The following is an 18562-nucleotide window of genomic DNA, read 5'->3' as shown; positions in this document are numbered from 1 at the left end:
CGCAAGCTCGCAACAGCGCAAACGTTGTCTGTTGCAGCACTAGTTCGGCCCGACGGTCCTGGCCCCCATTTAGCGTCGGGCGAGTTGAGGGGCCTGGGCCGAGCTACGGGAGCACGACCGCCGAGGGTCGGAGACCTCAGCCTCCGATGGTGAAGGGCAGCTCTTCGGCGACCGGCGGCGGGTCCACCAGCGAGGTGACGGCGGTGCGGGCCGCGTCGGTGAGCGGGGCCGGAGCCAAGCCGAAGCCGATGGTGGCGGTGACGGCCAGCACCAGGGCGATCCGGGCACCGGCGGGCACCTTGTACGTGGCTGCACCCTCTTCGGGTTCCTCGCCGTACATGGCCAGGACGACCTTGAGGTAGGCGTAGGCCGAGATCACCGACGACAACATGGCGACCAACGCCAGCCAGAACGACCGGGCATCGACGGCGGATCCGATCACGTAGAACTTGGCCAGGAACCCCGAGGTGAAGGGCACGCCGGCCTGGGCCAGCAGGAACACCAAGAAGGCGAAGGCCAACAACGGAGCCCGCTTGCCCAGGCCCCGGTAGTGGGAGAGGTCGTGGGCGTTGTCTCCGCGGCGGCCGACCACCGTGGCCACGCCGAAGGAACCAGCCACGGTAAAGGTGTAGGTGGCCAGGTAGAAGGCCAGGGCCTGCACGCCCTTGGCGGTGCCAGCCTGGATGGCCAACAACATGAACCCGGCGTGGCTGATCGACGAGTAGGCGAGAAGACGCTTCACGTTGGTCTGTTGCACCGACAGGATCGATCCCACCAGCAAGGTGGCCACCGCCACCACGTAGACCACCGGCTGCCAGTCGGCCCGGTAGGAACCGAAGGCCACCACGAACACTCGGACCAGGGCTGCGAAGCCGGCCACCTTCACACCCGAGGCCATGTAGGCCACCACGGGGCTCGGAGACCCCTCATACACGTCGGGGGCCCAGGCGTGGAACGGGGCGGCACCAACCTTGAACCCGAGACCGACCAGGATCATCGCCATGCCGGCCAGCAGGAACAGGTTGTTGGTGAGCAGGTTGGTGGCCAGGAAGGCCTGGACCTCGGTGAGGTTGGTGGAGCCGGTGGCGCCGTAGACCAGGGCGATCCCGTACAACATCACCGCCGAGGCCATGGCTCCCAAGATCAGGTACTTGAAGGCGGCCTCGCCGGAACGGGCCCGGCGGACGTGGATGCCGGCCAAGACGTACACGGCGATGGAGAGGATCTCCAGGGCGATGAACAGCACCAGCAGGTCGTTGGCTCCCAGCATGAACTGGCCGCCGGCCGCCGACAACATGAGCAGCACGTAGGGCTCGGGACCCTCCAGCTTCTCCCGACGCAGGTAGCCGTGGGCCAACAGGGCGGTCAGCGCCACCCCGGCGCAAATGACGATGCCGAGGAAGACGGTGAGCCCGTCGACCCGGAAGGCATCGGCCACGATGCGCATGGCACCGTCGTCTCGGGCCCGGAACCACAACGGCCTCCACGCCGCAGCCGAAGCCAGAGCGGTAGCCACGGTGAAGGCGCTGTGCCACCACGTCCGGGCCCGGCGGGGAACCAGGGCGCCGATGACCATCAATAGGACGGCACCGCCCAACATGATCAGGATGGGAAGCAGAACTGAGTACTCGACAGCCGGGGTGTCGAGCTTGGTGACCTGGGCCAGCATCACTCGCCTCCCTCGTGACCGCTCGAGACGGTTTCTCCGGCCTCGGCGTGTTCGCCACTGCCACCTTCCTCACCGCGGCGCTCCGAAGCGGGGACGATCTCATCTCCCTTGGTGGCCACTGCCGGCTCGACGTAGTCGGAGTTGTCCTCGACGTGGCGAACCAGCTTGTCGACAGCCGGCTCGATGCGCTCGATGAACGGCTTGGGGTAGACGCCCATGATCACGATCAGGGCGATCAGGGGAGCCATGACCAAACCCTCGGAGAAGCGCAGGTCGGGGATCGACGCGTTCTCCTCGTCGGGTTCGCCGTGGAAGACCCGCTGGTAGGCCCACAACAGGTAGAGGGCAGCCAAGATGACGCCGGATACGGCCACCACCGTCCACCACCGGAAGGTGAGGAACGACCCCATGAGGATCAGGAACTCGCCTACGAAACCGTTGAGGCCGGGCAGGCCGATGCTGGAAAGCATGACCACCGTGAACACCGCGGCCAGGATCGGAGCCGGCTTCTGAAGACCCCGGAGCTTGGCGATCTCACGGGTGTGGCGCCGTTCGTAGATCATCCCGACCAAGAGGAACAGCGCCCCGGTGGAGATGCCGTGGTTGACCATCTGGAGCACCGAGCCCTGGAGGCCCTGGGTGGTGATGGAGAAGGTGCCCAGGGCGATGAAGCCCAGGTGGGCCACCGACGAGTAGGCCACCACCCGCTTGAGGTCCTTCTGCATGGTGGCGCAGATGGCGCCGTAGACGATGCCGATCACGCCGAGCGTGACCAGACCCGGAGCGGCCCACACCGCGGCCTCGGGGAAGAGGTAGAGACCGAAGCGCAAGAACCCGTAGGTACCCAGCTTCAACATGACGCCGGCGAGGATCACCGACCCGGCGGTGGGGGCCTGGGTGTGGGCGTCGGGCAGCCAGGTGTGCACGGGGAAGAGCGGCACCTTCACCGCGAAGGCGATGGCGAAGGACAAGAACAGCCAGCGCCCGGTGGTGAGGGCGATAACTCCCTGGTCTTCGGCCAGGGCCACCAGGTCGAAGGTGACCGGGCCGCCATCGGCGTGCAAGAAGGCGGTGGCCAGGATGCCCACCAGCATGAACGCCGAGCCGAACATGGTGTACAGGAAGAACTTGGTGGCGGCGTAGCGCCGGTCGTCGTAACCCCATCCGCTGATCAGGAAGTACATGGGGACGAGCACGATCTCGAACATCACGAAGAACAGGAACAGGTCCAGGGCCAAGAACGCCCCAGACAGCCGGCTTCGAGCACCAACAGCCAGGCGTAGAACGGCTTGCCGTCGTGGTGGGGAGGAGCCCCCAGCATGGCGATCGGGAACAAGATGCCGGTCAGCACCACCAGCCACAACGAGATGCCATCGACGCCCAGGGCCCAGGCGATGTCGGGATCTTTGATCCACTGGGTGCGGTCGACCAGCTGGAACCCGGCCTCAGCCGAGTCGAACACCACGGCCACCGCCACGGTCAGCGCTGCGGTGAACACCGCGAACAGCACTGCGGTCTGCTTGGCCAGCTCTGGGCGGCGACGAGACACCAGGGCGGTGATCACCGCCCCCAGCACCGGCGTGAGAACGACGGCGCTGAGCAGCGGGATCTCGGGAGCGTGGCTGGCGCCAGAGGCAGCCAGGACGGGGGCGAGCACTAGAAGACCGCCTTGGAGAGCAGGAGCCCGACCACGATCACCATTCCGAAGGTGAGGCCGAGGGCGTAGGTGCGGACGTAACCGGTCTGGAGGACCCGGGCCCGACTGGACCCTTCGGCCACCAGCGTGCCGACCCCGTTGACCGCTCCGTCGATGACGGCTTTGTCGAAGTCTGCGGTGGCCTGGAACGCCTTGCGCCCCGGTCCGCCCATGAAGGCGCTGATCGAGGAGTCGTAGTACCAGCCCTTGAGCATGGCGGGCAGTTCGATCTTGGGAGCCAACGCCCCCTTGCCCTTGAGATAGACGAGCACCGCGGCCAGCAGGCCGAGCAGGCTGGTGGTGGCCACACCGGCCAGCGCCACCTTCTCGATGGTGCTGGCATCGGGGTGGGCTTCACCGAAGTGGATGACCGGCTCGAGCCAGTGCTCCAAGAACTTGGTGGAGTCCAGCATCGGCAGGTTGAGGACGCCGCCGAAGATCGACAGCACGGCCAGAACCACCAGCGGCAAGGTCATCAACCACGGGGACTCATGGGGATGGATGACCCCGACCGGCCCGGCACCGTGACCTTCGTGGATGCCTTCGGCTTCACGTTCAGCGGCCAGCTCCGGTACCGCCTCGGCCAGGGGCCGATCCCAGCGGGCCTCACCGAAGAACACCATGAACACCTGGCGGCTCATGTAGAAGGCGGTGAGCACCGCGGTGACGAAGCCGACCGCCCACAGCACCGGGCTCTTCTCCCAGGCGAACAACAAGATCTCGTCCTTGGACCAGAAACCGGCGAAGGGCGGAACCCCGGCGATGGCCAACCAGCCGATGATGAACGTGACGGCGGTGACCGGCATGGCCTTGCGCAACGCCCCCATGCGACGCATGTCCTGTTCGCCGTGCATCCCGTGGATCACCGAGCCCGAACCGAGGAACAACAGCGCCTTGAAGAAGGCGTGGGTGACCATGTGGAAGATGGCGGCCACATAGGCCCCCGACCCGACGGCCAAGAACATGTAGCCGAGCTGGCTGACCGTGGAGAAGGCCAGCACCTTCTTGATGTCTCGCTGAGCGATGGCAACGGTGGCCGCGAACAGCGCAGTGGCGGCACCGACGGCGGCGACCATGGTGGGTACCCACGAGGCGGCCTCGAGGATCAGCGGGTTCATGCGGGTCATCACGTAGACGCCGGCGGTGACCATGGTGGCGGCGTGGATCAGGGCCGACACCGGGGTGGGGCCGGCCATGGCGTCGGGCAACCACACGAACAAGGGAAGCTGAGCCGACTTGCCGCACGCCCCCACGAACAGGGCCACGGCGATGGCGGTGGCGGTGGTGGTGGCCAGGCTGGGAGCGGCCGAGACGATCCCGGCGTAGTCGAGGGTTCCGAGGGCCTGGAAGGTGAACAGCATCGCCACGATGAAGCCGAAGTCGCCGATGCGGTTGGTGACGAAGGCTTTCTTGCCCGCCGAGGCGTTGGCTTCGCTCTCGTGCCAGAACGAGATGAGGAAGTACGAGCACGCCCCCACTCCTTCCCAGCCCAAGAACGTGACCAGCAGGTTGTCGCCCAGAACCAACATGAGCATCGAGAACACGAACAGGTTCAGGTAGACGAAGAACTTGGTGAACCGCTCGTCTCCGTGCATGTAGCCGATCGCGTACAGGTGGATGAGGGTGGCGATGCCGGTGACGAACAAGCACATGGTGATCGACAACGGGTCGGCCAGGAATCCCATGTTCACCGTCAACCCGCCGACAGGGAGCCACTCGAACAGCGTCTGGTGGAAGACGCGCTCCTCGTGGCCCTTGCCGAGAAGTGAGGCGAACACGGCGACGGTGGCCAGGAACGAACCGCCCACCGCGGCGGTGGCGATCCACCCGGCCCCAGGTTCGCCGATGCGGCGACCGGCGAACACGAGCAGGGCGAAGCCGGCTAGCGGCAGCGCAGGGATTAGCCAGATCAGGTCGGACATGGCGCCCTCAGCCCTTCATCAGCGAGAGGTCGTCGGCCGTGGCGCCCTGGCGACGGCGGAAGATCGAAACGATGATGCCCAGGCCGACCACGACCTCGGCCGCGGCCACCACCAGCACGAAGAACACGGCAACCTGACCACGCAGGTCGTCCATCTCTCGGGCCAGGGCCACGAACGAGAGGTTGACGGCGTTGAGCATGAGCTCCAGGCACATGAACATGACCAGCGGGTTGCGTCGGGTGAGCAGGCCCACCACACCGGCACTGAACAAGATGGCGCTGAGCACCATGTAGGGCATGGCCCCAAGGGCGGCGGTGATCATCAGGCCACCTCACCGGGTGATACGTCGCTGGCCAACGCGGCCGGGATCTCGTCGCCAGGGTTGTCGTCATCGACGAGGGCGGCGTGACGGTGCCGGGCCAGAGCCACCGCACCCACCACCGCTATCACCAGCAGGACCGAGGTGATCTCGAAGGCCAGCAGGTGGTCGGTGAACAGAACCCGGGCGATGGCCTCGGTGTTGGGCTCCGCCCCCGACACCGGGTCCGACGAGGCGGGATCGCCGGTGACGGCCCCGATGGACACCACACCGATCAGGCCGACGGCCAGGATCAGCCCGCCGATGGTGGCAGCCAGGCGCTGACCAGACAGGGGCTCGACGGTGATGTCCTCGGAGCTGTCCACGCCGATCAGCATGATCACGAACAAGAACAACACGACGATGGCGCCGGCGTAGACGATGACCTGCACCGCGGCCAGGAACTCTGCGTCCTGGGCGATGAACAGCACCGCCACGCCGATGAGCGTTCCCACCAGGCTGAGGGCGGAGTGCACCGGGTTCTCGGAGGTGATGACACCGATGGCGCCGAGGAGACAGATGATGGCCCCGGCGATGAAGACGGCGGTTTCCATCATCAGTGGTGACCTCCGTGAGAACCGTGAGAGTCGTGGGGGTCGTGGCCACCACCGCGCGCCGGCGTGGGAGCCGGGGCGGTCTGGCCCTGCTCGGGGGCCTTGACCCCGAAGCCGAGCTCACCGCTCCAGCCGACCCGGCCCACGAAATCGCGGTCACCGCCAGGAGCGGTAGCTCGTACCCACGCGGAGGAGTTGCCGGCGACCTTGTCTATGTCGGACCAGTCTTCCCACGGCAGTTGCTGGGGTAGACCCTGGTCGTCCACCACCAGTTCGGCCTTGGTGTAGATGGCGTCGGCCCGGTTGGTGAAGGAGAACTCGAACAGCTTGGACTCGGTGATGGCCTCGGTGGGGCACGCCTCTACGCATAGGTCGCAGTGGATGCAACGCAGGTAGTTGATCTCATAAACGAAGCCGTATCGCTCGCCGGGGGACACCGGGGCCGTCGGGGAGTTGTCGGCGCCGCGCACGTAGATGCACTTGGCCGGGCACACGCCAGCGCACAGCTCACAGCCGATGCACTTCTCCATGCCGTCCTCGTAGCGGTTGAGGACGTGGCGGCCATGCAGGCGCACCGGCTTCTCCCGCTTGCCACCCTCGTCCTTGGCGTACTCGAGGGTGTTGCGGTTCTTGCGGCCACGCTGCTTGAGCGTGACCAGGAAACCTCCGAGGTAACCCATCAGTCGATCACCCCTTCCAGCACGTCCAGTTCACGGTTGCGGCGAGAAGCGGCGAAGGCCAGCGACAACATGGCGTAGGCCAAGAGCAGGGCCAGTGCCCCGAGTGCGACCACGATGGCGGGGTTCCAGCCGGCGTCGTCGCCGACCCTGATGGCCACCAACAACAACAACCACCCCAACGACAGCGGGATCAGCGCCTTCCAGCCCAGATCCATGAGCTGGTCGTAGCGGACCCGAGGCACCGAGGCCCGTGTCCACACGAACACGTACAACACGGCCACCAACTTGAGCACGAACCACACCACACCCCAGACCCAGCCGGGTCCGATGGGCACCGGGCCGGTCGGACCGCCCAGGAACAAGGTGACGATGATGGCACCCATGGTGACGGCGTTGAGGAACTCGGCCAGGTAGAAGATGGCGAACCGGAAGCCCGAGTACTCGGTCTGGAACGAGCCGACCAGCTCCTGCTCGGCCTCGACCAGATCGAAGGGCGGACGGTTGAGCTCAGCGGTGGCGGCCAGGCAGAACACCACGAACGGGACCAGGCCGGTGACCCACAGGTTCCAACCAAAAGGTTCCTGGGACGAGACGATGCCGTTGGTGGTGAGGGTGCCGGCGGTGAGGACCACGGCCAGGACAGCCAAGCCGAGGGCGGCTTCGTAGGACACCATCTGGGCACTGGCCCGCACCGAACCCAACAGCGGGTACTTGGATCCCGACGACCAGCCCGCCAACATCACGCCGTAGACGGCGATGGAGGACATGGCCAAGATCACCAGCACGCCAGCGCCGGGGTTGGCGAGCTGCATCAGCGTCTTGTGACCGAAGATCTCGATGACGCCGCCGTTGCCGTCTCGGAAATCTCCACCCAACGGGATCAGCCCGAAGGTGATGAAGGCCGGGACCATGGTGAGCACTGGGGCCAGCCGGAAGACGATCCGGTCGGAACGATCCGGAACCAGGTCCTCCTTGAGGATGACCTTGAGCCCGTCGGCCAAGGTCTGGAGGATGCCGAAGGGGCCGGCCCGGTTGGGACCGATGCGGTTCTGGAGACCGGAGATGGCCTTGCGTTCGAACCAGATCATCAACATGGTGGCGAGCAGCACCACCCCGAGAGTGATGGCGGCCTTGACCAGGACGATGACGACCACGGCAAGGTCGACATCTCCGGCCAGGAGCGGGTCGTTGGCCAGCATCATGACGTGGTCTCCACGCGAACCTCGGTAACCGCGGCGGTGGCGTCTATCAGCCCCCGCGGTGACGGGTCGCCCAGGTTCCAGTGCAGGACCACCGTGCCGGCGGGAACGGTGGCGTCGAAGGTGGCTGGGGCCACCAGCGAACCTCTCGATGAGGTGACCTTGACCCGAGTTCCATCCGAAATCCCGATACGGGTCAGATCATCGGGGTTGACCGACAAGGTCGAACCGCCGGCCAGGCCCGCCAGCGCCGGGGCATGTCCGATCTGGGTTCCCCGATCGAACAGCTTGCGCCGGGTGACCAGGCGCAGCGAGTAGGCGTCGAGGGACGGGGCTTCGTGATCGGCACCCAGGAACTGGACCATGGCAGGCCGACGCTGGGACCGGGCCCGATCCGGGCGGCCGACCAGTACGCCATCGGCCTCGGAGGCCAGCTCGGCCAGGGTGATGCCGGCATGAGCGGTGCTGAGTTGTTGGACCTCGGCGAAGATCTCATCTACCGAGGTGAAGCCGAGGTCGCCACCCAACAGGTGGGTCAGCTCGGCGGCGATCATCCAGTCCGGTCGGGCCGAACCCGGCGGGGTCACCTTCTGGTTCAGCACCGTGAGGCGACCCTCGAGGTTGGTGGTGGTGCCGTCGACCTCGGTGAAGGCGGCGGCGGGCAGAACCACATCGGCCACGGCGGTGGTGTCGTTGGCGAAGGTGTCCACGGCGATGACGGTGCGAGCCCCGGCCAGGCCTCGGCGGGCCAGCATGGCGTCGGGGAAGTCACCCAGGGGGTCCGCACCCAACATGATCAGGGTGTCGATCCGCCCGGACGCAGCGGCCTCGAGGATGCCGGCGGTGTCGAGCCCGGTGGCTTCGGGCACACGACCCCAAGCCTCCCTGAACCAATCAGCCCCTTCGGCCAGCGACACCTGGCCCGGGAGCATGCCCGGTGCCATCCCGGCGTCCATGGCACCGTGGACGTTGCCTCGCCGCACCGCGCTGAGGAAGCGGACGTCGGGGAACGCGGACAGCAAGGCGCTGGCCGCAGCCACGGTGGCGTCTTCGGATTCGGCTACTGAACCCCGACCCAAGATGACGGTGAGCGGCCCGGCAGCCAAGGCCCGGCCGGCCGCGGCCAGATCGCCATCGCCGTCGGTGGCGGCGGCCAGGATCTCGGCCACCTTCTCGTGCACCGCTCCCGGGGTGTGACGGATGGAGTGGGCGGCGAGGTCCTGGAGCGAGGTCTGACGGGGAGCCAGTTCGACAAGCGTGGTCCTGCGGCGGGTGACGGCGTCACGGACCCGCAAGAACAGCACCGGCAGCTCGTCCTTCAGGTCCGAGCCGATGACCAGCACCGTTCCCCCGGGGGTGCAGGCATCTTCGATGGTGGCCCGGGGCAGCCCAGCGATCACCTCGGCCGGGAGCCCGTCTCCGAGCTGGGCATCGACAGAGTCGGTTCCGATGACGCCCTTGGCCAGCTTGGTCCAGGCGTAGGCGGCCTCGTTGGTGAGCCGGCTTCCGCCGATGACGGCCACGCCTTCGGCACCACGGGTGTCGAGACCCGATCGCAGGGCTTTGGCCGCGGCACCGAGAGCTTCAGTCCAACGGACCTCGCGGTGACCTTCTTGGCCGTCGACCTTCATCAACGGTGCGGTCAGGCGATCTTCGGAGCCCAGGGCCTCGAAGCCGAAACGGCCCTTGTCGCACAGCCAGCTCCAGTTGACCGGCTCGGAGTCCACGCCCATGAACCGCAGGACCCGGTCCCGCGAGGCGTCGACGGCGATACGGCACCCAACCGAACAACCGGTACAGGTGGACTCGGCCACGTCGAGGTCCCAGGGGCGGGCCTTGAAGCGGTACGGCTTGGCGGTGAGGGCACCCACCGGGCAGATCTGCACGGTGTTGCCCGAGAAGTAGGAGGCGAAGGGATGGTCGGGGAAGGTGTTGACCTGGGTGCCGTTGCCGCGGTCCTGGAAGTGGATCAGCGTGTCGCCGGCCACCTCCTTGGCGAAGCGGGTGCAGCGGTCGCAGAGGATGCAGCGCTCACGGTCGAGGTAGACGTTGTCGGAGATGGAGATCGGCTTCTCGTAGTGCCGCTTCTCCTCCACGAACCGGCTCTCGCCCGGGCCGTAGCTCATGGCGTGGTCCTGGAGGGGGCACTCGCCGCCCTTGTCGCAGACCGGGCAGTCGAGCGGGTGGTTGATGAGCAGGAACTCGAGGATCCCGTCCTGGGCCTTCTTCACCCGGGGGGTCTCGGTCTCGACGGTCATGTCCGGGGTGACGGACACCATGCACGACGGCTGGAGGGCCGGGCCTCGGCCCGAGTCGATGTCGACCAGGCACATCCGGCACATGCCGACCGGGTCCATGCGGTGGTGGTAGCAGAACCGGGGGATGTAGGTGCCGGTGCGCTCGGCGGCGTCGATGACCAGCTCGCCGGGGCGGGCCTCTATCTGGCGGCCGTCGATGGTGATGGAGACCGCGGTCTCCGCAGTGGTGTCAGACACCGGTGCTCACCTCCGTGGTTGCCGCCTCGAAGGGGCCGACGAAAGCGGCACCCTTGATCTCGACCTCGAGTTCGACCGGTCCGCCGAGGTAGGCCTCGAACTCGTCCTTGAAGCGCATGACCGCCGACGCGATCGGCGACGTGGCCGACTGCCCGAGCGGGCAGATCGTGGTCTGGGTGGGGGGCCAGGCCATGCCCACCGAGATGTTGTCGCACACGTCGAGCAGCAGGTTCAGATCCTCGGGACGGCCGTGGCCGTCGAGGATGCGCTGGAGGATCTTCTCCAGCCAGCTCGTGCCCTCCCGGCACGGGGTGCACTTGCCGCAGGACTCCCGCGCGAAGAACCGGACCAGGCGGAGACAGGCCTTGACCATGTCGGTGTCCTCGTCGAAGACGACCACCGCACCCGAGCCCAACATGGTGCCGAGCTTGCCGACCGTGGCCGCTTCGAGCGGGACGTCGAGGTGTTCGGGGTACAGCCACGGGGCCGACGCTCCGCCGGGGATGAATGCCTTGAGCTGCTTGCCGTCGCGGATGCCGCCGCCGTACTCGGGGGCGTAGAGCAGGTCCCGGAAGGTGGTGACCCCGAACTCGACCTCGTACACGCCGGGCTGGTTGACGTGGCCCGACACGGCGAAGATCCGGGTGCCCTTGGAGTTCTCGGCGCCGAGGGCGGCAAAACCGGCACCTCCGTTGCGCATGATCCACGGCAGGTTGGACAGCGTCTCCACGTTGTTGACGATGGTGGGCTGGAGGTACAGGCCCTTGGCCGCCGGGAAGAACGGAGGCTTGAGCCGGGGCATGCCCCGGTTGCCTTCGAGGCTCTCGATGAGGGCCGTCTCCTCGCCCACGATGTAGGCGCCGGCGCCCCAGTGCAGCACCACGTCGACGGAGAAGTCGGTGCCGCAGATGTTCTTGCCGACGTAGCCGGCGGCGTAGGCATCGTTCAGAGCCTGGGCGATCCGCTCCTGGGCCAGCGCCATCTCGCCCCGGACGTAGAGGAACGCCTGCGAGCAGCCCACGGCGTAGCAGGCGATCAGGACGCCCTCGATGAGCTGGTGGGGATCGCGCTCCATGAGGAGCCGGTCCTTGTAGGTGCCGGGCTCGGACTCGTCGCCGTTGACCACCAGGTAGCGGGGGAACACGCCGGGAGGGCAGAAGCCCCACTTGACCCCGGCCGGGAACCCGGCGCCACCACGCCCGAGAAGGGAGGCGCTCTTGACCTCTTCGATCACGTCGTTGGGCTTCTTGGCGAGTGCGTCGCGCAGGCCCTGGTACCCGCCGGTGGCGAGGTAGCGCTCGAGGGTGTGGCCCTCGGGGTCGTCCAAGCGGCTGGTGACGATCTTGGGGGCGTTGGTCACCGTCACGATCCCTGCTCCTCTCCGGTGGCGTTGCGAGCCAGCCACGTCGGCTCGGGAACTCCGGTCGGATCTGCTGGGCCGGCGCCGCGATCGGCGGGGATGTGCTGGCGGGTGCGGGCGAGGGTGCCGTGGGGCGGGATCTCGTCCTTGCGCTTCCCGGCCCGGAGGTCGGTGATCAGATCGTCGAACTCGGTGGTGGTGATCTTGTGGAAGTAGCGGTAGTTCACCTGGAGGCAGGGTGCCTCGGTGCACGCCGCGATGCACTCGACGTCTTCGATGGTGAACATGCCGTCGGAGGTGGTGCTTCCGGCCTTGATGCCCAGGGAGTGCTCGGCGTGGTGCAGCAGTTCCTCGCCGCCCATGATCTGGCAGGAGATGTTCGTGCAAATGTTCACGAGGTAGGTCCCGACGGGTTCCCGCTTGAACATCTCATAGAAGGAGCACGTGCCGAGGACCTGGGCGGGCGTGGTGCCCACCAGTTCGGCGATGTGCTCCATGGCGTCGTCGGTGACGTGGCCGTCCTGCTCCTGGGCCAGGTGCAGCAGCGGGATCGTGGCCGACTTGGCCACCGGGTACCGCGACACGATCTCCAGTGCGGTGGCGAGGTTCTGCTCGTTGAATCGGGCCATCTTCGTTACCGGTCCACTTCGCCCATGATGGGGTCGACGCTCGAGATGATGGCGACGGCGTCGGCGATGAGGCCGCCATGCATCAGGTGGGGCAGGGTCTGGAGGTTCACGAAGCTCGGCCCCCGGATGTGCATGCGATACGGGGTGGCCGAACCATCCGACACCAGGTAGCAGCCCAACTCGCCCCGGGGGGACTCGACGGCCACGTAGGCCTCGCCCTCGGGCACCTTGAACCCCTCGGTGAAGAGCTTGAAGTGGTGGATCAGGGCTTCCATCGACTCGTCGATGCGGGCCCGCGGCGGCGGCGTGACCTTCTTGTCCTGGACCCGGTAGTCGCCTTCGGGCATGCGCTCGATGCACTGGCGCAGGATGCGCATGGACTCGCGCACCTCGTTGAGGCGGATGGCGTAGCGGTCGAAGGAGTCGCCGTAGGTGCCCACCACCACGTCGAAGTCGACCTCGTCGTAGGCCAGGTAGGGCATGGAGCGGCGCAGGTCCCAGGCGTAGCCGGTGGAGCGCAGGATGGGACCGGTGGCGCCGAGGGCCAACGCCTCCTCGGTGCTGATGGTGCCCACGCCCTGGAGGCGCTCGCGCCAGATCGGCTGGTTGGTCATGAGGACCTCGTAGTCCTCGAGGCGCTGGGGGATCTTGTCCAGGTAGGAAGTCAGCCGTTCCTGCCACCCGTCGGGAAGATCCGCAGCGGTGCCCCCCACCCGGATGAAGTTGTGGTTCATCCGCAGACCGGTGATGGACTCCAGGATCCGCAGGCCTTCCTCCCGCTCGCGCCAGCCGTAGATCATCATCGACGAGGACCCGAGGTCCATGCCGTTGGTGGCCAGGAACAAGAAGTGCGACGTGAGCCGATTCAGCTCACACATCAACATGCGGATCCAGGTGGCCCGCGGCGGTAGCTCGACGCCCAGGAGCTGCTCGGCGGCCAGGCAGAAGACCAGCTCGTTGAAGATCGGCGAGGCGTAGTCCATGCGGGTGACGTTGGTGCCGCCCTGGAGGTAGGTGAGTTGCTCGGCCGTCTTCTCCATGCCGGTGTGCAGGTAGCCGATCACCGGCTTGGTGCGCAGGACGGTCTCGCCGTCGAGCTCCAACATGAGCCGCAGAACACCGTGGGTGCTGGGGTGCTGGGGCCCCATGTTGATGATGGTGGTCTCGGCCTCGTCGGGCCCGCTGGTGTAGTTCTCGGCTTCAGCCTCGGACATGCGCAGCACCGAGCCGACCTCTCGGAGGACCTCTACCCCGCCAGCCAGGGCGCGGGGATCCATCTCCTGGGCTCCCTCGTCGGTGAGGGCAGGATCAGCATTACCAGCGGCGGCGGCGGTGGGATCGGTGACGGTCATCGGATCTCTGTGCGGACAGGGGTGCTCACCGCGGGGCGGGAGCGTCCTTGAACTGAACGGGGATGCGCCCGAGGGCGTAATCCTTGCGAAGGGGATGGCCCTGCCAATCCTCGGGCATGAGGATGCGGGTCAGGTCGGGGTGGCCGGTGAAGGAGATGCCGAACATGTCGAACACCTCTCGCTCCATGGCTTCGGTTCCGGGGTGAAGCTCGAACAGGGACGGGACCACGGGGTCTGCCTCTGGCACCTGGACCCGCAGGCGGACCCGGTCACGGTTCCGGTGGGAGATCAAGGTGACGACGAGCTCGAAGCGCTCGGACTGCACACCGGCGGGAAGCTGACGGGGCGGGTGGGCCAGGTAGTCCACCGCGGTGACGTCGACGCACTGGAGCCAGCCGTCGTCTCGCATGGTGCGCACCAAGCCCACCAACTGCGAGCCGGTGGGGTGAAGCGTCCACTGACCGAAGGCGCGGCCTATCGGCACTCCGTGGAGCATCTCGGGTTCGGGCTCGGCCGGGACCGCCTCGGCCGCGCCGTTGTCAGCGCTGGGCTCGGACATGTCAGGACCTACCCAGCGTGATGAGCTGAGGGGCGCCCTGGCCGTCGAGCTGGCTGACGGTGATCCCCGCGCCGGCACCGGTCTCGGTGCGGCGGCGGAAGATGTCCCCGTCGGAGATCTTCTCGTGAAGCGTGCCGATGGCGTGGATCAGGGTCTCGGGCCCGGGCGGGCACCCGGGGGCGTACACGTCGACCGGCACGATCTGGTCGACGCCCTGCACGATGGCGTAGTTGTTGAACATGCCGCCCGAGCTGGCGCACACGCCCATCGAGATGACCCACTTGGGTTCCATCATCTGGTCGTAGATCTGACGTAGCACTGGTGCCATCTTCTGGCTCACCCGGCCGGCCACGATCATCAGGTCTGCTTGGCGGGGCGAGGCGCGGAACACCTCCATGCCGAAACGGGCCAGGTCGTAGTGCGAGCCGCCCGCACCCATCATCTCGATGGCGCAACAAGCCAAGCCGAAGGTGGCCGGCCACATGCTCCGCGTCCGCGCCCACTTGACGACGTCTTCCACCTTGGCGGTGATGACGTTGTGGTCGAGGGTTTCGAGCCCGTTGCTGAAGTCGAGGCCCATCAGGCCGCCGCCCCGTGGTCAGAGGCGGGTGCCTCACGGCCTTCGGTGCCTACCCGGCGAACGGTGGTGGTGGCGGTACGGGCCGCGTTGACCATGCCGGTGCTGGCGAGTCGGCGGACCGACTGCACCGGACCCCAATCCAGGGCGCCGTTGGCGATCAGGTAGATGAACGAGGCGAACACCGCGATGGCGAACACGATCATCTCGACCAGGCCGAACAGGCCCAGCTCGCGATGGATCACGGCGTAGGGATACAAGAAGATGATTTCGATGTCGAAGACGATGAAGATCATGGCCACCAGGTAGAAGCGAACCGGGAACCGTTCGGGCGGTTGCTGGCCTGGCACGATTCCGCACTCGTAGGGCGCGGCCTTGGCCGCCGAGGGCCGCTTGGGGCTGACCAGCTTGGACATGACGAGGCTGGCCCCGGCGAAGCCGGCGCCCAGCACCAGCATCACCAGCACCGGCAGGTACTGGCCCATGGATCAGGCTCCCCCGGTGGGAGCGGCCCGCTGCTTGTCGACCAGCTTGTCGCGACGGTGAAGGCTGTTGGCCAAGACCACGAACACCAGGCCCGAAGCGATGGTGAAGCCGATGCTGGGCTGACGCTGGGCGCCGCGGTCGCGGTGCAGGACCACGGTGATCACCGGGGCATCCTCATCGATGACGGGCCGGGGCGGGGCCTGGCCGGGCTTGGTCTCCTGGGGGATCACGGCCTGGAGCTGCACTGCGGCGTAGAAGGGATCGTGGCGGCCGAGCTTGGCCGTGTTGACCACCTCGTACACCGCCCGGCCGAGCGTGGAGTCATCGGTGCGGGGGGTCTCGCCACCCGTCAGGTAGCCGGTCAGGAAGGAGAAGTCAGAGGCACTCTCGAACATTCCGTGCTCGACCAGGTACTCCGAGGCCGCGGTCTGGGTTTCACCGGTGAACTTGTTCGAGGTCTCGAGGATCTTCCAACCACCGTTGAGCTGGTCGTTGATCTGGTCTCGGATCTCTTCGGAGGCACCGGCCAGGTCGCCGAGCAGCGGGTCCTTGGCATCCACGGGGAACTCGGCCAGCAGGTCCTCGTCGGCGTTGCGCAGTTCCACCGGATTAGGGAGGTCGCTGGGCAAGGGCAAGGTCCGGCCTTGGCCCAACCGAGCACCATCGGGTGCTCCCGGTGGTCCCTCGATGGTGTCGACCACCTTCCAGTGAGCGGCCGGACCGAGGTAGCCGATCCCGTAGATGGCCCAGATGAAGCCCATCACGAAGAACCATCCGGCCAAGCCGGTCAGCGCCAGTTGGAAGCCGAGACGGGCACCGCTGTTGGTTCCGAGGATGAGGGCGACCGAGCCGTACAGCACGACCACACCGACCAGGACCGAGAGCAGGCCACGGAACCCGGGGGTCCATGACAGTCCGGCGAGCAGTTCGAAGTTCATCGGCTAAGGCTCCGTACGTACTCGACGATGGCCAGCACCTGATCCTGGGTGAACATGCCCCCGTCCTCGGCTGATCCGGCGTCTCTTGGCGTGACGCTCACTTCCATGGCATCGGTGTGGGCCTCGATGGCCGGCACGATGCAGAACCCCGGCATTCGACCGGTGCCCATGCCGGTTCGGCCGTAGCGGGCACCCTGGTCGGTACCGGTACAGACGAAGTTGACCATCTGGGTGGTGCCCATCGAGCCACCTTCGAACTGGCGGTTGACGTTGGTGAGCGGCGGCCCGAAAGCGCCCGCCCCGTCGGCTTCCTTCTCTCCGTAGGACCAACCCTTGGTGTGGCACCGGCCGCAGGAGTAGGCCCCGCCGGCGAAACCGTCGTCGTAGCCCATGTTGAACAGGGCTTCTCCCTCGGTCTCATACATGGGGGGACAGCTGGCTGTGTCCACCGACGAAGGATCGAAGGCGGCCAGGTCTTCGGCCGACAGCCCGATGCGGGCCTGCTCGGTCTTGGCGTCCACGCAGCTCTGATCCTTGCGGGTCATCATCTCGGTGAGCTGTTCGGCGGCCGCCTTCTGCGCTTCGGCCGGCGTGATCTGGAACGTCTCCATGTAGTCGATGAGGTTCTGGAGGTTCTGGGTGGTGAGGGGACCGCCACCCTTGGCGCCCCACGCCGGCATCGGAGAGAAGGGACGGCCGTACTCGAGGATGTAGCGGACCTCATCGCGATCGAAGCGCAGGAGAACGGTGTTGAGGGCCGGACCCTTCCACACCACTTCCTTCACGAAGCGGCCGTCGGCGTCGGTGATTGTGTAGGGCGTTGCCGCACCCACACCTTCGGCACCGTGGCAGAAGGCGCAGTTGAAGCCGCCCTCTTCGGTGGTGGCGTACATCTTGGCCCCCCGGTTCACGAACTTCCGCTTGGCGTCGGCGATCGCGTTCTCTTGGCGGCCCGGCTCCTGGAGCCAGTAGAGCGGCAGACCCACCCCGATGATGACCAGGCCCATGAGGCCGAGGCTCAAGGTGCGATCGAGCTTGCGGCCCTCCAGCTCCTCGTCGGACAGGTAAGCCCGACGGTTGGGGGCGAGCTCGATCTCCGAGCCGACCTCGGGTCGGGCTCGACGGATGTTGATGAAGGCGTAGACCAGACCGATGAGGAACGCCAACAGGAGCAGGACGAGCCCGACGTTGGTCTGGGTGCTGGCAGCTAGAAGCATCAGTGGGAACCACCTGAGACGCAGTGGGGGCCTTCGGCTTCTTGGCCCGTGGTGTTGGTACCGATGGGCGGGCCCTGGATGATGGCGCCCGTGTCCACAGTGAGAGAACCGCCGCTCACCGACATGGCGAAGCGGTCGAGACCGCGAGGGGCCGGGCCGGCCTTCTTCTCACCGGCGGCGTTGTAGTACGAGCCGTGGCAACCGCACTCGAACCACTTGGAGGTGGCACACGACGGCACGCGGCAGCCCAGGTGCACGCACTTCTGGTACAGGGCGATGACGCCCTCTTCCATACCGGCCAGCTCAGCCGCGCTGTAGACGGCGCGGGCCTTCTCCAAGGCGTTGGCCGGATACGCGGTGATCCACATGCGACCCTCGGGGTAGTAGGCGAACCCACCACCGGCCTGGATTGCCGCCTCGATGTCGACGATCTTGCCGACGCTGATCTTTGAGCCGAAACCGCCGCCCCCGGTGGGCCACAGGTAGGCGATGACCGCGGCACCGAAGCCGCTGAGGCCGAGGATGAACCCGCCGATCATGGACCGGTTCAGGAACTGGCGACGGCTGACACCGACCTCGTCGGCGTCGGGGGCCACGAACGGGGCCGGCGGCGCCGGCTCGGTGACGGGAACCAGGTCTCCACCCTTGCGGGCCAGGACCGAGGCCCGCTCCACCTCACGTCCGGTGGTTCCCTCTTGGAGGGCGTTGGGCTTGCGGCTCTTGCGGTCGCGCTGGCGGGTCTCCCGGGAGAGATGACCCGACCCGGCGGCCGAACCAGCCTCCCGGCGGCGCAGCGACGTGAAGATCACGAAGCCAGCAGCCAGCAGGAGCACCGGGATGACTATGACGAGGACGTTCATGTCTACTTCCT

The 18562-nt window shown here is 66.9% G+C and carries 16 protein-coding genes and 1 pseudogene; all 17 read right to left on the bottom strand.

Annotated elements, in window-relative coordinates:
• Positions 1-136: 136 nt before the first annotated feature.
• On the bottom strand, positions 137-1669 hold the full coding sequence (locus IPG97_17080) for an NADH-quinone oxidoreductase subunit N (protein ID MBK6858209.1): 1533 nt from the start codon (positions 1667-1669) through the stop codon (positions 137-139).
• Positions 1669-3326, bottom strand: a pseudogene (locus IPG97_17075) (NADH-quinone oxidoreductase subunit M). The gene IPG97_17080 and the pseudogene IPG97_17075 overlap by 1 nt, the downstream one beginning before the upstream one ends.
• Complete coding sequence (gene nuoL / locus IPG97_17070; protein ID MBK6858208.1) at positions 3326-5287, bottom strand: NADH-quinone oxidoreductase subunit L; 1962 nt, start codon at positions 5285-5287, stop codon at positions 3326-3328. The pseudogene IPG97_17075 and the gene nuoL overlap by 1 nt, the downstream one beginning before the upstream one ends.
• 7 nt (positions 5288-5294) lie before the next feature.
• Entirely contained in the window at positions 5295-5609 is a 315-nt protein-coding gene (gene nuoK / locus IPG97_17065; GenBank protein MBK6858207.1) for an NADH-quinone oxidoreductase subunit NuoK, read from the bottom strand.
• Entirely contained in the window at positions 5609-6202 is a 594-nt protein-coding gene (locus IPG97_17060) for an NADH-quinone oxidoreductase subunit J (GenBank protein ID MBK6858206.1), read from the bottom strand. Before IPG97_17060 ends, nuoK begins: the two co-directional genes overlap by 1 nt.
• Entirely contained in the window at positions 6202-6879 is a 678-nt protein-coding gene (locus IPG97_17055; GenBank protein MBK6858205.1) for an NADH-quinone oxidoreductase subunit I, read from the bottom strand. The genes IPG97_17060 and IPG97_17055 overlap by 1 nt, the downstream gene beginning before the upstream one ends.
• Positions 6879-8078 carry an NADH-quinone oxidoreductase subunit NuoH gene (gene nuoH / locus IPG97_17050; protein MBK6858204.1) on the bottom strand — a complete coding sequence of 400 codons (1200 nt, stop codon included), beginning with the start codon at positions 8076-8078 and terminating at the stop codon, positions 6879-6881. The genes IPG97_17055 and nuoH overlap by 1 nt, the downstream gene beginning before the upstream one ends.
• The gene (gene nuoG, locus IPG97_17045) at positions 8078-10573 is read right to left on the bottom strand and encodes an NADH-quinone oxidoreductase subunit NuoG (GenBank protein ID MBK6858203.1); all 2496 of its coding nucleotides are present in this window, start codon (positions 10571-10573) and stop codon (positions 8078-8080) included. Before nuoG ends, nuoH begins: the two co-directional genes overlap by 1 nt.
• Positions 10566-11942, bottom strand: a complete 1377-nt coding sequence (gene nuoF, locus IPG97_17040; GenBank protein ID MBK6858202.1) for an NADH-quinone oxidoreductase subunit NuoF — start codon at positions 11940-11942, stop codon at positions 10566-10568. The genes nuoG and nuoF overlap by 8 nt, the downstream gene beginning before the upstream one ends.
• Positions 11936-12562, bottom strand: a complete 627-nt coding sequence (locus IPG97_17035; GenBank protein ID MBK6858201.1) for an NAD(P)H-dependent oxidoreductase subunit E — start codon at positions 12560-12562, stop codon at positions 11936-11938. Before IPG97_17035 ends, nuoF begins: the two co-directional genes overlap by 7 nt.
• Positions 12563-12567: 5 nt before the next feature.
• Positions 12568-13914, bottom strand: coding sequence for an NADH-quinone oxidoreductase subunit D (locus IPG97_17030; GenBank protein MBK6858200.1), 1347 nt, complete (start codon positions 13912-13914; stop codon positions 12568-12570).
• A gap of 25 nt (positions 13915-13939) precedes the next feature.
• On the bottom strand, positions 13940-14473 hold the full coding sequence (locus IPG97_17025) for an NADH-quinone oxidoreductase subunit C (GenBank protein ID MBK6858199.1): 534 nt from the start codon (positions 14471-14473) through the stop codon (positions 13940-13942).
• A 1-nt stretch (position 14474) separates the two neighbouring features.
• A complete protein-coding gene (locus IPG97_17020) occupies positions 14475-15053 on the bottom strand; it encodes an NADH-quinone oxidoreductase subunit B (protein MBK6858198.1) in 579 nt (192 codons plus the stop codon).
• A complete protein-coding gene (gene ndhC, locus IPG97_17015; GenBank protein ID MBK6858197.1) occupies positions 15053-15535 on the bottom strand; it encodes an NADH-quinone oxidoreductase subunit A in 483 nt (160 codons plus the stop codon). Before ndhC ends, IPG97_17020 begins: the two co-directional genes overlap by 1 nt.
• 3 nt (positions 15536-15538) lie before the next feature.
• Positions 15539-16474 carry a hypothetical protein gene (locus IPG97_17010; GenBank protein MBK6858196.1) on the bottom strand — a complete coding sequence of 312 codons (936 nt, stop codon included), beginning with the start codon at positions 16472-16474 and terminating at the stop codon, positions 15539-15541.
• Positions 16471-17691, bottom strand: coding sequence for a c-type cytochrome (locus IPG97_17005; GenBank protein MBK6858195.1), 1221 nt, complete (start codon positions 17689-17691; stop codon positions 16471-16473). The genes IPG97_17010 and IPG97_17005 overlap by 4 nt, the downstream gene beginning before the upstream one ends.
• The gene (locus tag IPG97_17000) at positions 17691-18551 is read right to left on the bottom strand and encodes a Rieske 2Fe-2S domain-containing protein (GenBank protein MBK6858194.1); all 861 of its coding nucleotides are present in this window, start codon (positions 18549-18551) and stop codon (positions 17691-17693) included. Before IPG97_17000 ends, IPG97_17005 begins: the two co-directional genes overlap by 1 nt.
• Positions 18552-18562: the final 11 nt, after the last annotated feature.

The organism is Microthrixaceae bacterium (assembly GCA_016702505.1).
Classification (GTDB): domain Bacteria; phylum Actinomycetota; class Acidimicrobiia; order Acidimicrobiales; family Iamiaceae; genus Aquihabitans.
The sequence above is the reverse complement of the archived record's forward strand: the minus strand, read 5'-3'. Positions and strand labels throughout refer to the sequence as shown.